Genomic DNA, 15,358 nt, shown 5'->3' with positions numbered 1-15,358 from the left:
TTTCAGCGGCTTTATTTTAACTTTAACGGGCTTCAACAGTTGCAATTGATGGCCACGCGGTACAGTATATCAGGGTCGTTTTAGTCAATGGTTAAGACTAAAGTCGTTTGGAGGTGAAAACAATGGAACGGTTTTCCAAGCTGATAATACTATCAGAGCGCCAGCAATTACATAATACCGCGATGCTGGCTCAATCGGTTGGCATAAAAGTACAGCAGTGCAATCGTACCGATTTTATTCAACAGCCTATTAAATCAGGTGTCTTGGTGGGCTATCAGTTTAACAGCCATGATCTGACCAAAAAAGGCCTGTCTAACGAATTATCGACGATTATGCAGCGCTGCCCGGTATTTATTTTTCAGGCTGAGCGGGCACTAATCGATCCTGCGCTGGCGATTCACAATGGGATCAGAGGGTTGATCTATCGTGATGAACAATTAGACCGGGTATTGACCGCGCTGAAAACCCTGATGTCCGGCCAGTTATATTATTCGCGTACGGTCATGTCGGACGTAGTGGATCTGCTGATTAATAAACCTAAGAAAGCTAATTTAGAAATGACTGCCAGTATCAACGCCCAACTTACCCGGCAAGAGAAGCGGATAATTGGACTAGTTGCAGAAGGTGCCCGTAACAAAGAAATCGCGGAAGTATTGAATATCAGTGCTCATACAGTTAAAGCACATTTATCGGCCGTATTTAGAAAAACGCAGGCCCGAAACCGGGTTGAATTGCTGCGTTGGTTGCAGCAATCCAACCTGATATTGGAAAGTCAGCCTGAGCTTGCCAAACTGGCCTGATCGTCAGTACGCCAGAAACCACGCTCGAGACCTATACTAATTAATTCAACCACGGCACTTTCCATTGCTTGCTTAACACAATACTGCACCGGTTCATTGGTCGAATACCCCCCCTCCATTTCGACCAGTCTGTTCAATGACACATATCGGAATAAACCGGCGCGTAACTCCTGTGAAAACACTTTTTTAGTCGTAGAAACGGAAAGCAACACCTGACCCGTATAGACATCAATTGCTCGCAGATAAACCGTTACCTGATCTTCCCGATATAATTCTGACAGTCCCAAACCAAAATATTCAGCGCCAATACCACCTGTAGTTAAGTTGGTCTCATAACCAATAATACCGCCCTCGAAAACTAAACGGGCCTCTTTGAGCGGCGGCAGTTCGGTTAATTTTTTATTTGAGCCATAAATTTTTCGCTCAGTAAGCAAATTTTGTAATCCTTCCCGCTCCAGTGGCGCAAACCAGCCACTATCAAGCAGGATCTGGGTTAGCATTGAGGTTGCACCCTGAGTTACTGCGGTAGAAAAACTTGATACATTGCCCTGAGGTTTATATTGGCCCGTCTGATCCCGAAAAGCATAGACAGAAACAGGGATTTGCTGTCGTGGTTTTGCTTGCTGTTGCAACGTCTGCATAGTGCTACTAATACTATCAACACTGGCCGGGGTAATACTCAGCTCAGGTTTTGGTACCAGAGAACATCCCGCCAGAGCGGACATCACTATTATATTAACTACTGCTTTCATTACTAACCCCCAATCACAGGAATAGTAATGATCGTCACTTCACCTGTATCAATATTGGTAATATTTACAATAACGCTGCCGTCAGTTCCGGTGGTGATTTCGACTAAAAACTCACCGGTATTGTATGTGCCATCAACCAGCTCACCATCAGCTATTCGTCTGGTTAGCGAGTTGATAATGTTTCGCTCCAATGCCTCCTGAAATTTATCCACAAAAGATAACGTTGGTCGTTCTTCACTATAGCCGTTCTGGCTTTGGGCTTTCTGTAATAAGAAATTACCATTTAGCGGATTGCCGCCAAAGCTTGGATTAATCGGGGTATAAACTAACTCAGTTGCACTTGCGCAGGCAGATGCCAGCAGGAATAGCAGTACTGCAGATTTGTTCATTATTATTCCTTTTAAAATATTTCTTGATCCTGACTACCCAATAACATACTGGCCTGAATGTTGGCCAGCTCATTAATACTGCGCAAAATCGCCTGCTCAGCCATCTCCTTAACATTGTTATAACGCCGGCCGAAATATGTTTGATAAACGCGTTGTTGATTCATCTCCACCCACAAGAATGTGCCGGCTTGGGGATATACTTGTTCATAAATAACCACAGACACGCCTTCCGTTGCCGGCATATCACGCCAGTAACCAGAATAATAGAACATAAAGTCTTTGCCAAAACGCGAGATGGTGCGGTCAATCACTAAGCCGCTTAATTCGATATCATTTGCTGCCGCCTTTACCGGCAGCAGCAAACATAACAGCAGGAAAATTACTTTCATATGCCTATGGCGGCCAAAGGCCGCCCTTTACGTTAGTTTTGAGTAACGATTGCGGTATTAAAGTCGCCCAGCTGAGTAATATTCATGATATTACCGTTGCCATACTGCTCTCCTAACACCAGATTGTCATTACCCAGTTGACTGATAGCCACGGTACCATTTTCTCCGGAAAGTGCAAAGTATCCATCGTTGCCGGCTACCCAGTTGCCATTTCCTTCTTGTAAAATGTCTGCCAGATTGCCACTACCTTCAACAAGCATATCAACCAGGTTGAGATCACCATCCTGCTGGACACTGATATTGTTTTCAACTACCACTACGGCACTGGTAATAAGCACTTCGTTGGTATTACCCATTTGATCAACACTGATCTCGTTGTCATCGCCAACAACATCAACCACAGCAAAGTTATCATCACCACGCTGCATGATGTCGGTAATATTGTCACTACCTACTAAGCCTACGCCGGCATAATTATTATTACCGCGACTATAAATATCAGCACTGTTGCCATCAACACCCAACACCATTTCTGCGGTGTTCATATCACCGTCCTGGTAAATAGTTAAATTGTGATTATCACCATCAGTTGCTACTAGTGCATTGTTTTCAGTACCATCTTGCCGGACATCAATAAGGTTATTATTGCCAACAAGTCCCAGTGGCGCTTCCACCAGATTGCTGACACCAGTTTGATCAATCAGGATCCAGTTGGTGTCGCCGGTGACCGGTTGCACCAAAAAAACGTTATCAGAGCCATCTTGAAAAACATCAATCAAGTTATCATTGCCGGTAACGTCCGTCGCAATAAAGGCATTGAGCATGCCGTCCTGCTGCACGAAAATGGCATTGTTATCGCCGCTTAACCCTACCACTCCGCCCACGTTCTGATCACCAAACTGTTCGGCTTCGAATTGATTGGAGTTTCCGACAACGCCGAGCATGGCAGCTTCGTTGCTGCTACCTTCCTGATAACTATAAAACATGTTTTCATTACCGGTAAACTCCGCAGTAACCCAGTTGCTATTGCCACTTTGTTCAATTTCAGCAAGGTTCATGTCGCCCAGTAAAGTAGCGAATGCTTCGTTTAAATCTCCGGTTTGAAAAACTGCAGTATCATTGACATTACCTTCAATAATAACGTCTGTCTGATTGAAAAAACCATCCTGGGTAATGGTGACTATGTTCTCATCACCGACAATATCGCTAGAGGCAATGTGCCAATCCGCAAACTGCTCGATCCGCACTGCGTTATCGCTGCCTGTATTAAAACTATAGGCTTCCAGCCACAGACCATTCTGTAAAACACTGCCATAGTTCAGTTCACCAACTTGCTCAATAATGGCAAGATTAGCATTACCACCGGTATTGGTTTGAGTCACTTCAGCAGTATTACCTTCTGCAGAACCGACTGCTGAGCTCTGCAAAATAATAGCTTCATTTTCTGCCATAACATTGCCCGCAAAACACAAAGCAATTGCCATACCTAAAAAATGTTTACGTGGTTTAATAAGGTTCATGTGATTCTCCCTGAGTCTCTTATTAGTATTGAATTATTGAGATTTCAGCACCGTTTCCAATCTGCTCAATCGAGAAACTGCGGTTTCCCCATTGCTCCAGCTGGATCAGGTTGCTCTCTCCCTGCTGCAAAATATCAGCACTGTTATTGTTACCGAACTGCCGGATTTGTGCCTGATTACCACTGCCATACTGCTGCAGAAATATCTGATTAAGCACGCCTTGCTGTAATAAAACGGCATAATTGGCATCGCCTCCCTGAGTGACATCAGCAACATTCAGATCGCCCAACTGAGTAATATCGACTCCGTTAGCCAAGGCATGACGCTCAATCAATGAAGTTAATTGCACTGAAACATCTGCAACCGCCCAACCGCTAGCTGTTATACCAACTAACAAAAAGACGGACTTAGTATTTACATTTAGCACAAACATTCCTTCATCAATTATTACAACTTCCAGACTAAAGACATATTTTAAAGCTACAATAGGACAAATGTTTTATTTTTATTTCAATTTAATAACTTCGTATAAAATTATTATTTTGTTTAAATACAATAGGATAATAACCATCCATTCACATGTGCCCGTCCTTAACTACTAATCCATTTGTACTATTTACACGATTGTTATGAGCAAATTGTTAATATTCATGCTAATGGTTATTGGTGCAGTAAGTAAGCATAATCTTTACAAATAATTAAAATGGGAATTACTATGTCCAAGCAAAAAATTCTGGCGTTAGCGGTTGCCGCAGCGCTGTGTTCGGGTTCAGCATTCGCAGCGAATAAGCCTGCGCAAGCTGATGATTCTATTCTTGTTATGTTTAAACCTGGCGTAACCAAACAAGAGCGTGTTTCTATCGTAAAACGCAGCGGTGCCAGTCTGCGACAACTCGATAATCAGGGGCGTGACATTAAAATGCGTCATATTGCAGATGGACGCATAGCCAAAATTAAAGTACCTAAAGGCGTTAATCGTGACTTCTTAATTAAGCAGCTTGCCGCTAACCCGGCTATTGAGGTTGCTGAACCAAATTATTTGGTAAAAGCGTTAGCCGCTCCTCTTGCCGTTCCTGGTGATCCCCGATTTGGAGAGATGTGGTCGTTAAATAATACCGGGCAAAATGGTGGTACTGCTGGGGCCGATATCAGTGCCGTTGCAGCGTGGGATACCACAACCGGTAGTCATGATGTGGTGATTGGTGTTATCGATTCAGGTATGGATTACAACCATCCTGATTTAATTCCAAACCGTTGGGAGAACGATGGCAGCTATCCGGGCCATCCATATGGTTATTCAACACTGAACGAAAATAACGATCCGATGGATAGCGATAGTCATGGTACTCATGTTGCAGGGACAATCGGAGCAGGTGGTGACAATGGTGTGGGTATAACCGGCGTAAACTGGAATGTCACCCTGCTGCCCTGTCAGTTCCTCGGCCCTACGGGTGGCAGTACGGCAGGCGCAATTGAATGTATTGACTACTATACCGATTTAAAAACAAATTATGGCGTAAACATTAAGGCTACCAATAACTCATGGGGCGGCGGCGGTTTCTCCGAAACGTTGCGCGCAGCCATTCAGTCAGGCGGCGATGCTGGTATTCTATTTATTGCAGCCTCAGGCAATGATGGCGCAGATGCTGATGTTAGTCCAATGTATCCGGCGGGCTATGATCTTGATGTTATTGTCTCGGTCGCTTCAACCGATCGCCTTGATGATTTATCGGTATTTGCTGTTGGCGCTTCCAATTATGGTGCTACTTCGGTCGATCTTGGCGCACCGGGCTCAGACATTTTATCAACCGTACCGGGCAACAATTATGCCGTATTTTCTGGTACCTCCATGGCCTCGCCGCATGTTGCAGGTGCCGCAGCACTGTTGTGGTCTATAAATCCGGAAATAACCCCACTGGAAATGAAAGCAATTCTGATGGATAGTGGCGACGAGCTTGCTTCGCTCGATGGTAAGACCGTTTCTGGAAAGCGTTTAAATCTGGTAAACGCGCTTGCTGATGCCGATCCAACGCCGAGTTTCCGCTTAACATTATCTCCCCGCAGTCAGCAGATTACCGCCGGTGAAACGGCTGAATTTAGCCTTGATGTCGGTAATCTGGCCGACTGGATGGGTGATGTTGAGCTTAGTGTCAGTACCGATCCCAGTATTGAAGGCGTGAGCTTATCTGCTGAATCCGCTCAGCCGGGTGATACCATTACCGTGTCGGTACCGACCATGGCTGACACCCCATGGGGCGATTATTTAGTAACAGTGACAGGTATTGATGCGGCAGATCCAGCAGTGGTTAAAAGCGTATCGGCAACGCTGGTGGTGTTGCCACAAGGGCTGGCTGATTTCAGTTTTGAGAACACCAACCCCGTGGCTATTCCAGATAACAACGCAACTGGCATCAACAGTGTTATAAACGTGCCTGACGAAGGAACCGTATTTAACGTTGAAGCAGGCGTTGACATCACCCACACCTGGAGAGGCGACTTAGTTGTTAGTCTGACGTCGCCGCAAGGCACAGAACATATACTGCAAAATCGTAGTGGTGGCAGCGAAGATGACTTAGTGCAAAGCTGGACCGTTGATACCTTCAATGGTGAAGCGATGCAAGGCGATTGGACCCTGAATGTATCTGACAATGCCGGCGCCGATTTAGGCACCTTAAACAGTTGGAACCTGACGATAACAGCGCTTGGTGGTGATGTGGTTGATCCGGATCCAGTGGCGCCGGCAGCAGGCTTTAGTTATGTTGCATCAGGCCTGAATGTCGATTTTACCGACAGTTCTACTGATGCCAACGATAATATCAGCAGCTGGAGCTGGGATTTTGGTGATGGCGCTGTGTCAGACGAGCAAAACCCGAGCCACACTTATCCGGCAGAAGGGAGCTATGAAGTCACCCTGACAGTTACCGACAGTACCGGTTTAACAGATATGACAAGCCAGATGGTTAGCCTGGTTGAGAGTGATATTACGTTAACGTTGCATCGCGCTATCAGAGCTCGCACCGGATCAACGATAGTTGACTTACGCTGGATGGGAGCAACAGGTGATCTGGATCTGTACCGTGATGGTGCGTATATCGAAACAATTGAAAATGATGGCAGACATCGTGATCGGTTTAACTCGATGGCAGCATCAGCAACTTACACCCTGTGTCTGGAAGGCACTATGGTATGTTCGGCTGATTTAGTAGTGGATTTCTGATACTCCACCTTTTGCAATAAATAAGGCAGCTTTGGCTGCCTTATTCTTTAGTTGATCCTGACAGCCAAGCAGCTAGTATAGAGAGTATAAATTAGCAGTAAGGAATTAGCGTGTTAGCGCAATTACATCAGGTTGAACAAAGCCTTAATCAGGTTATTCTTGGTAAACAACAACAGATTCGCCTGGCGCTGTGTTGCTTGCTGGCCGACGGGCACTTGCTGCTTGAAGATCTTCCTGGTCTTGGTAAAACCACCCTGGCTCATGCACTGGCTAACAGTCTTGGTCTGAGTTACCGGCGGGTGCAATTTACCAGTGATCTACTCCCTGCAGATTTAACCGGCATCAGCATATACGATGCCCGGTCACAACAATTTCATTTTCAGCCGGGACCGGTATTCTCTCAGGTGTTACTGGCAGATGAAATAAATCGCGCCAGCCCTAAAACCCAGAGCGCATTGCTCGAAGCTATGGAAGAGCGCCAGGTTAGTACTGATGGCCAGACCCGGCCATTACCCAGCCCTTTTTTTGTTATCGCAACACAGAACCCTCTCTTTCATGCGGGAACGTCTGCTTTGCCGGAGTCACAACTGGATCGTTTTTTAATGCGCTTATCTTTAGGGTTTCCAGAGCGTGCAGCTGAACATCAGTTGCTGGTTGACGATAGCAAAGGTTCTCGCTTGCAGTTTTTAACTCAGCAGCTTGATGGTAATACCTTACAAAGTCTGCAGCAAAGACTTGGCTCAGTTACTGTTAGTGATGCGGTAATTGATTATTTGCTCAGTTTGGTTGATGCCAGTCGCAGCCGCAATGATATGCTACCATTATCGCCCCGCGCCTCTAAAGCTCTGCTAAGGGCAAGTAAGGCACATGCTCTTATCACTGGTCGTGATTTTGTGACGGCTGATGATGTGCAACAGGTATTTCCATCGGTTGCAGAACATCGGCTAGATCCACGATCCAGTGCAGCGAGTCATTCCCACAGCGAGTTATTGCTTGAGCAAACTGTTTGCCCGTTATGAAACACCTTAAGTGGCGGTTTCAACAGTGGTTTCGCCAGCGGCTCAATAACTGGCTCAACAAGCGACAACCGCCGGCCAGACAAGTTACGTTGAGCCAGAAGATCATTTATATTCTGCCAAGCCGGTTTGGTCTATGGTATATTTTACTACTGATTTTGCTTTATTTCCTGGGCACCAACTATCAGAATAATTTAATATTATTAATGAGTTATATGCTGGTTTCCGTGTTGCTACTGGCACTGGTATTAGCCTGGCGTAATTTACATAATATTACGGTAAGTTGTGCGCCCGTGTTAAGTGCCTATGCCACAGAAACACTGATGGTACCCGTAGCATTGCAAACGCCTGAGCCGAAGCAGCAAATTCAATGTTATTTTCATTCTCAGCAGCAGCCATCAGTACTGGCCGATGCCAACCTGCACGTTATGGTACCGCTGCTTGCCGAAAACCGCGGCTATTATCCATTACCACGTCTAACTGTCCATAGTTATTATCCTTTCGGTTTGTTCAACTGCAAAAGCATGCTAATGCTTGATTATCATTTCTGGGTTTTTCCCAAGCCTTTGCCCTCAGAGTCTGTCGAGGCTCTGGCGGTCGACCGGGGCACTAAAAACCAGATCGCAGAGGACTACGATACGATTCGTAGCTATCACCCTGGTGACAGCTTGAAGCTGATGCTGTGGAAGCGTCTGGCACGGGATCCTGATAACCCGGTTGTAAAGCATGCGCCAAGCTCTCCTGTACCAGAACCTGATTGGATTACCATTCCAACCGTTACCGGTGCAGCCCTGGAGGTTGCGCTGTCAAAGGCCTGTTATATGATGTTGCAACTGGAGCAACGCAGCAAACCCTATGGTCTGCGGATTAACACTAAAAGCATCAGCCCGTCCTGTGGTCAACAGCATTTGCAACGCTGTCTGCGTGAGTTGGCGTTATGTTAGTGCTGTTAAACCGGCAGGCTATCCTATCATTTACGATTATTTTACTGGCTATAATCGTGTTACTTCATCAGGCTTTACCTTTATGGTACAGCGCTATTTTAGTGCTGCTGTTGGCGTATCGCTGGCCTTTGCAACGAACCACTGCCAAAGTAAATAAGTTAAAACGGGTAAATATTATTGCGGCAGTAATCCTGTTATTACTGCTTATCAGTATCAATCAAAGCGGTATTTTTCACTTTATGTTGCAAATACTGCTGCTATCGGCCGTCAGCCGCATGGTTTTAATTCGACAGCGGCATGACAGTCATCAGTTGCTCTGGGTGTTATATTTCCTGTTAGCATGCTGTTTTATTTTTTATCAGAGTATTCTGTTAAGTCTGCTGGTTCTGGCGTTGCTACTATTTACGCTTTATCAACACTATCAGCTATATGCCAGCAAACAACAGCGATTGCAGGTGCTGCAATTAGGAAAAGCTTTACTGCTTACTTTTCCTGTCTGGATCTCATTGTTTCTATTGTTCCCCCGTTTACAACCTTTGTGGCGGATCCCAACGGCAGATGCTGCCGTAACCGGCCTGGCTGATAGTCTGGATCCCGGCAGCATTGAAAGCCTGGTACAAAGTGACACGTTGGCATTTCGGGCTATTTTCAGCGGGCCTCGGCCAGCGCGGCAACAATTATACTGGCGCGCTAAAGTATACGAAGATTTTGATGGCCGCAGCTGGAACGTCAACCGACGGTTTGAAGCTCGTCAGCCAACCACGGCGCAAACCAATGAGTACAACAACGGGCTACGAATTGATTATCAGGTTATTACTGAAGTCAGTAACCAGCGAAGCCTGTTTGCACTTGGCATACCGGTGCAACTGACTCATACCGTGCGCCCCGTTGCGGCCTATCTGGTTGAAGCCCGCCGCCCGGTTAGTCAACGGTTGAGCTATCAGCTAAGCAGTGTATTGTCAGCCATACCTGAAGATAATGCGACAGAACAGCAATTGAACAGCAGAACTGTTAAGGCCAATCCACAAACCCGGGCGCTGGCCAATGAGCTGGCGGCTAAAACCAGTTCAACTGCTGAATTAATAGCACAAATAAGTGCCCTGTTCCGGCAACAACCTTACTTTTATAGTCTCAACCCTCCACGTCTTGGCGACAATAGCATTGATGCCTTTTTATTTGATAGCCGTACCGGGTTTTGTAGTCACTACGCTTCAGCTACGGCAGTGCTATTACGGGAAGCGGGTGTGCCTGCCAGAGTGGTTGGCGGCTATCAGGGCGGCGTCTGGCATGAAGAACAACAATATCTTGAAGTACGGCAAAGAGAAGCACATGCCTGGGTGGAGTATTTTGATAGTGGTCTCTGGCACCGATTTGATCCCACCGCTGTTATTGCGCCAGAGCGGGTTCTGGCCGGTCTGGATGCCGTATTATCGGCTGACGAGCAGACTCAGTTACAGGCAAACTGGCGGCGTTTTTCTGCCGTTAATTATATTAACCAACAATTATTGCATCTGGATTACTATTGGTCAGTATGGGTATTAGGATTTGATGAAAGCCAGCAATATAACCTGTGGCAACAATTAAAAGCTTTTAGCAAGCTGTTGGCCCTGCTTGGTTTGGTAATATTGCTAATGGGATTGGGCTGGTGGTATCTTCGGTATCAACGGCAACCAGAAAACTTTCCGGCCCCGGTGCGATTAATCAGGCGCTATTTTAGAAAACTGATCCAGCATAAACCAGCAGGCCAGAATTTCAGTCAGTTTATTAACACAGTGCAACGCTATAACCCCCGGCACGCCATCCTGCTTGAGACAATAGACTCCTTGTATCAACGGGCGCTATTTGCCAGTGATCAAACCGCATTACGGCAGTTAAAACAGCACTTAAAAGAGAATCGTAAAATACTCACCGGTTTAAACTGGCCTGAATAGCAGGCCAGTTGCTCGTAAAGCGTATTAGCGGGTAGCCAGAATTCGCAGCGCCGTCTGAATATGCTCTGCACAGTGCACGCCCAGATCGGTTAAATAGCCACCATCAGCCTGGGTCAGCAATCCTTTAGCATGTAAGCGGGCAATGGCGTCGCGGGTTTCACTATCAGCATCTTTATGAACTTTTAACCCCTCCATTTGTGAGTCCAGATTATATAAATTCAGAATTTTTATTTCAGCATTCAGCTCAGGTGTTACTGGCATAGCATACATCCTCTGTTGTTAGCAGATTCAAGATAGCCGTAATCGGCAAATATTGGCAGCCTTTTCTGCACAAATTTAACGATTAAGCTGCTTACTTTAGTTGCTCAGTGAGTGCCTGCAGGCAAAGTGCAATGTTTTCACGCCGTGCACCATAACCCATTAAACCAATACGCCAGGTTTTACCAGCCATATCGCCAAGGCCGGCGCCAAGCTCCAGATTGTACTGTTCAAGCAGTGCCGAACGCAGCGCCGCATCCTCCACCCCTTTAGGTATAAATACATGGTTTAATTGTGGTAACCGGTATGGCCCCGCCACCACAAACTCCAGACCAAGTTTGGTTAAGCCTTCTGCCAACAACTGATGCATCATCTGGTGGCGCCGCCACGCCTGCTCAAGCCCTTCATTTGCCAGCAATCGCAGCGCTTCATGCAGCGCGTACAAGCTGTTTACCGGCGCAGTATGATGATAACTGCGTTTCCCTTTACCGCTCCAGTACGCCATTACCAGGCTCTGATCTAAAAACCAGCTTTGCACCGGGGTTTGACGTTGCTGAATTTTTTCTACTGCGCGGGGTGAAAACGACACCGGAGACAAACCCGGCACACAGGATAAACATTTCTGACTACCTGAATAAATAGCATCAATGCCCCACTCATCTACTCTGAGCTCCACGCCACCTAATGAAGTAACCGCATCGACAATAGACAGACAATCATACTGCCGGGCTAAAGCACAGAGGGTTTTAGCATCACTTAACGCCCCGGTAGACGTTTCAGCATGCACAAAAGCAACAAAACGTGCATCCGGATGTTTTTTTAGCGTCTCTTCAACCTGTTGCGGGTTAACCGGCTCCCCCCAGGCATTATCAACACACACTGCTACACCGCCGCAACGCACCACATTCTGACGCATCCGTTCACCAAACACCCCATTGCGACAAACGATGACCTTTTCACCCGGCTCAACCAGATTAACAAAACAGGTTTCCATGCCGGCACTACCGGGGGCAGATACCGCAATGGTCATTGGATTTTTGGTTTGAAATGCATACTGTAATAATTGCTTCAGCTCATCCATCATGCCAATAAACAATGGGTCTAAATGACCTATTGTTGGCCTGGCCTGCGCAGCCAGAACCTGAGGATACACATCAGACGGCCCCGGGCCCATTAAAATACGGCGCGGTGGATTAAACTCAGCTATTTTCGGTGGCTGTAACAGTGCCTGTAATGTTGTCTGTTGCATGATGACTCCGGCTAGTGATTTTGGCTTACCTTAGCAAAACTTACGCGTGATACCAGTGTTGTTCGGCTATTGCCGTTATTCAAAGGATTAATAGTGCTCTACTGCCACTATCAGTATATTCCACTCGCGGCCATTAAATAAAAAAGGCCCCTTTCAAGGGGCCTTCTGCTACATTTAGTGTAAATAAAATTAAAACTCGCGACGGTTGCGCAGGGCTTCAATCCGCTTTTCCAGTGGCGGATGAGTTAACAGCAGCTCTGACTTAGGCTTCTTACCGGCAATACCAAACGCCATTAAACTGCCTTCCAGGCGGCTTTCGTGGTTGTTTTTAAGCCTCTCCAGCGCCGCGACCATTTTATCAGGCCCTTCTAACCGCGCCGCGCCAGCATCGGCCCGGTATTCCCGTTGGCGTGAAAACCACATAACGATGATACTGGCCAGAAAACCAAATACAATTTCCAGTACAATAACAATACCAAAATAAGCAAAGGTCCCCAGCTGCTGATTGTTATTGCGAATCGCACCGGCAATTAAGCGGGCAAAGAAAATAACGAAGGTGTTGACTACCCCCTGGATCAGGGTCAGCGTTACCATATCGCCATTGGCAATATGGGACACTTCATGCGCCAATACTGCTTCTACCTCGTTTTCTTTCATATTACGCAGCAAACCGGTACTTACCGCCACTAAAGCCGCATTGCGGTTCATACCTGTAGCAAAAGCATTCATTTCAGGTGAATCATATACCGCTACCTCCGGCATACCAATGCCGGCTTTTCTGGCCTGGCGCTCAACTGTACGCATCAGCCATTGCTCAGTAGCGTTACGTGGCTGGGTAATTACCTCCGCCCCGGTGGAACGCTTTGCCATCCATTTTGATAATGCCAACGATATAAACGAGCCGCCAAAACCAAATATTGCCGCAAATACCAACAGACCAGCAATACTACTGTGATCGATACCTAAAAAACTAAAAACGATGTTCAGTACAATACTCAGTACTAAAATAACCGCCAGGTTCGTTGCCAGAAACAGCAAAACTCTTTTCATATAACCCTACCTCAGTGACGTAATTGCTACCAATATATGGGCAGCCAGCTGAATTTCAAATTAAGACCTGTCGATAATGTGTAAGAAAACATGTTTGACTGCCCGCTTTTCGCTACAATAGCCGCCGAAACAGGAAGCAGAACCGGAGAACCCCATGCAATTACTATTATTAAGCAGCTCACGAGCCCACAGCAGCGAGTATCTGGCACCATACATGGCCTGGCTTAAAGCACATTTGCAAGGTGTCAGCGAACTGCTTTTTATACCCTATGCCGGCGTTAGCATTGACAGCGATGATTATCTTAAACAAGTCTCCAGTGCGTTAGCGCCGTTAAAGATAAAAATAACCAGCCTGCACCAGTATCCAGAGCCCGAAAAAGCGGTTAGCGCAGCACAAGCAATAGCCGTAGGTGGCGGCAACACATTCCAGCTACTTAATGAGCTATATCAACAAGATATCGTGCAATTGATCAGGGAGCGCGTAACCGATGGCGTGCCGTATATTGGCTGGAGCGCCGGTTCTAATATAGCAGGTCAAAGCATTCGCACCACCAACGATATGCCGATTATTGAGCCGGTGTCATTTGACGCATTGCAGCTAGTGCCACTGCAGTTAAATCCGCATTACAGCGATTATAAACCTGAAGGGTTTCACGGTGAAACGCGCGATATGCGTTTGGCAGAGTTTATGGTGTTAAACCCGACTACGCCGATTATTGCCTTACCAGAAGGTACTGCACTGAAACGCAGTGGCGACACGTTAACGCTGCTGGGTAGTAGCGGTGGCTATTTTTTTAAAGGCGGCGACAAAACTGCAATAGCAGAAAACAGTGATTTATCTTACTTATTGAGGGTTAGCCGGGATTCGGGAAATTTCTCATATAATGATGACTAAGAATATGTTTTTTATGAAATTCATTATTTCGCCATTTACTCACTTTCAAACCGATGCTCCGAGTACAGTCTGCTTCATCTGGGAGCAAACATGATCACTGCCATGCCTGCGAGCATTAGCACCACGCCAGCCAGATCCCAGCGGTGTGGTTGAATGCCATCTACTCCCCATAACCACACTAATGCTACTGTCACATATACTCCGCCGTAAGCTGCATAAACACGCCCAGCAGCCGTTGGATGAAGCGTTAACAACCAGGCAAATAATGCCAGACTGATTGCAGCAGGTAACAGCACCCAGGCTGAAGCTCCTTTTTTCAGCCACAGGTAAGGCAAATAGCAGCCGACAATTTCTGCTATTGCAGTAATGATAAATAAACCTAACGTTGTAATGACGGTCACTTCACTGCACCTTATGCGGATCATCATCCCGACAATTTTCTTGTGTTAGCTCCAGCTCTATCGTGGTATGTGCTAGATCAAACTGATCCAATGCGTTGGCAATGCGCTGTTTGATATCAGCATAACTAGTTGCAGTAAATTCTATACTTGCATCGGTTACCACATGTGCGGTGAGTACATGATGTTCACCATCAAGCGACCAGAGATGCAGGTGATGAATGCTGTCTAACTCATCAATTTTCAGCAAAGTATCTTGGATTTCATTTTGCAATTTGCTATCTGGCGCTGCTTGCAGAAATAAGCGCGCAGTTGTGCTGAGGTTGCGTAAAACATTAACCAAAATAAATAAGGTGAAACCAATAGAAAGCAAAGGGTCTAAAATAGGCCAGTCCACAAATTGCAGAACTATGGCCACAATGAGTACCGCCACCCAACCCAGCACATCTTCCAATAGATGCCAGTTCAGTACTTTCTCATTCAGTGTATTTCCTTTGCTTAGCCGATAAGCGGCATACCCATTAACAGTTACACCAAGAAGTGCCAGTGC

At 46.3% G+C, this 15,358-nt stretch carries 16 protein-coding genes; 6 read left to right on the top strand and 10 right to left on the bottom strand.

The window, feature by feature from the left end; all coding sequences use genetic code 11:
* Positions 1-122: 122 nt before the first annotated feature.
* Positions 123-800, top strand: a complete 678-nt coding sequence (locus B2Q61_RS09115; protein WP_290615469.1) for a response regulator transcription factor — start codon at positions 123-125, stop codon at positions 798-800.
* On the opposite strand, the gene B2Q61_RS09110 is transcribed toward B2Q61_RS09115, so the two are convergent.
* The 5 genes from B2Q61_RS09110 to B2Q61_RS09090 are packed head-to-tail and all read right to left on the bottom strand — an operon-like array spanning position 773 to position 4,199.
* Entirely contained in the window at positions 773-1,552 is a 780-nt protein-coding gene (locus B2Q61_RS09110; RefSeq protein WP_290615468.1) for a CsgG/HfaB family protein, read from the bottom strand. The genes B2Q61_RS09115 and B2Q61_RS09110 overlap by 28 nt on opposite strands.
* A 2-nt stretch (positions 1,553-1,554) precedes the next feature.
* Positions 1,555-1,941, bottom strand: coding sequence for a curli assembly protein CsgF (locus tag B2Q61_RS09105; protein WP_290615467.1), 387 nt, complete (start codon positions 1,939-1,941; stop codon positions 1,555-1,557).
* 11 nt (positions 1,942-1,952) lie between these two features.
* The gene (locus tag B2Q61_RS09100) at positions 1,953-2,330 is read right to left on the bottom strand and encodes a curli production assembly/transport protein CsgE (protein WP_290615466.1); all 378 of its coding nucleotides are present in this window, start codon (positions 2,328-2,330) and stop codon (positions 1,953-1,955) included.
* A 32-nt stretch (positions 2,331-2,362) separates the two neighbouring features.
* On the bottom strand, positions 2,363-3,850 hold the full coding sequence (locus B2Q61_RS09095; protein WP_290615465.1) for a hypothetical protein: 1,488 nt from the start codon (positions 3,848-3,850) through the stop codon (positions 2,363-2,365).
* 22 nt (positions 3,851-3,872) lie between these two features.
* Entirely contained in the window at positions 3,873-4,199 is a 327-nt protein-coding gene (locus B2Q61_RS09090) for a curlin subunit CsgB (RefSeq protein WP_290615464.1), read from the bottom strand.
* A 366-nt stretch (positions 4,200-4,565) separates the two neighbouring features.
* Between B2Q61_RS09090 and B2Q61_RS09085 the strand changes: the two genes are divergently transcribed.
* From B2Q61_RS09085 to B2Q61_RS09070, 4 genes are all read left to right on the top strand, one after another.
* Positions 4,566-7,067: a S8 family serine peptidase gene (locus B2Q61_RS09085; RefSeq protein WP_290615463.1), complete on the top strand. Its 2,502-nt coding sequence runs from the start codon at positions 4,566-4,568 to the stop codon at positions 7,065-7,067.
* Positions 7,068-7,177: 110 nt separating this feature from the next.
* The gene (locus tag B2Q61_RS09080) at positions 7,178-8,086 is read left to right on the top strand and encodes an AAA family ATPase (RefSeq protein WP_290615462.1); all 909 of its coding nucleotides are present in this window, start codon (positions 7,178-7,180) and stop codon (positions 8,084-8,086) included.
* The gene (locus B2Q61_RS09075) at positions 8,083-9,027 is read left to right on the top strand and encodes a DUF58 domain-containing protein (protein ID WP_290615461.1); all 945 of its coding nucleotides are present in this window, start codon (positions 8,083-8,085) and stop codon (positions 9,025-9,027) included. Before B2Q61_RS09080 ends, B2Q61_RS09075 begins: the two co-directional genes overlap by 4 nt.
* Positions 9,021-10,958 (top strand): DUF3488 and transglutaminase-like domain-containing protein, encoded by a 1,938-nt coding sequence (locus B2Q61_RS09070; protein WP_290615460.1) that lies wholly within the window; start codon positions 9,021-9,023, stop codon positions 10,956-10,958. Before B2Q61_RS09075 ends, B2Q61_RS09070 begins: the two co-directional genes overlap by 7 nt.
* Positions 10,959-10,982: 24 nt before the next feature.
* On the opposite strand, the gene B2Q61_RS09065 is transcribed toward B2Q61_RS09070, so the two are convergent.
* The 3 genes from B2Q61_RS09065 to htpX all read right to left on the bottom strand — a co-directional run bounded on the left by B2Q61_RS09065 (position 10,983) and on the right by htpX (position 13,515).
* Entirely contained in the window at positions 10,983-11,219 is a 237-nt protein-coding gene (locus B2Q61_RS09065) for a TIGR02647 family protein (RefSeq protein ID WP_290615459.1), read from the bottom strand.
* 91 nt (positions 11,220-11,310) lie between these two features.
* Positions 11,311-12,390, bottom strand: a complete 1,080-nt coding sequence (locus B2Q61_RS09060) for a pyridoxal-phosphate-dependent aminotransferase family protein (RefSeq protein WP_290616022.1) — start codon at positions 12,388-12,390, stop codon at positions 11,311-11,313.
* Between the two features lie 264 nt (positions 12,391-12,654).
* Positions 12,655-13,515 (bottom strand): protease HtpX, encoded by an 861-nt coding sequence (gene htpX, locus B2Q61_RS09055; protein WP_290615458.1) that lies wholly within the window; start codon positions 13,513-13,515, stop codon positions 12,655-12,657.
* A 154-nt stretch (positions 13,516-13,669) separates the two neighbouring features.
* Here htpX and pepE point away from each other — a divergent pair, with 154 nt between their 5' ends.
* The gene (pepE, locus tag B2Q61_RS09050) at positions 13,670-14,410 is read left to right on the top strand and encodes a dipeptidase PepE (protein WP_290615457.1); all 741 of its coding nucleotides are present in this window, start codon (positions 13,670-13,672) and stop codon (positions 14,408-14,410) included.
* A gap of 74 nt (positions 14,411-14,484) precedes the next feature.
* On the opposite strand, the gene B2Q61_RS09045 is transcribed toward pepE, so the two are convergent.
* Complete coding sequence (locus B2Q61_RS09045) at positions 14,485-14,811, bottom strand: YnfA family protein (protein WP_290615456.1); 327 nt, start codon at positions 14,809-14,811, stop codon at positions 14,485-14,487.
* 1 nt (position 14,812) lies between these two features.
* Positions 14,813-15,358 (bottom strand): cation diffusion facilitator family transporter (locus B2Q61_RS09040; RefSeq protein WP_290615455.1); only part of this gene is annotated, 546 nt, incomplete at its 5' end.

It is taken from the genome of Arsukibacterium sp. UBA5043, from assembly GCA_002415085.1.
In the GTDB taxonomy this organism is placed as follows: Bacteria; Pseudomonadota; Gammaproteobacteria; order Enterobacterales; family Alteromonadaceae; genus Alishewanella.
The sequence above is the reverse complement of the archived record's forward strand: the minus strand, read 5'-3'. Positions and strand labels throughout refer to the sequence as shown.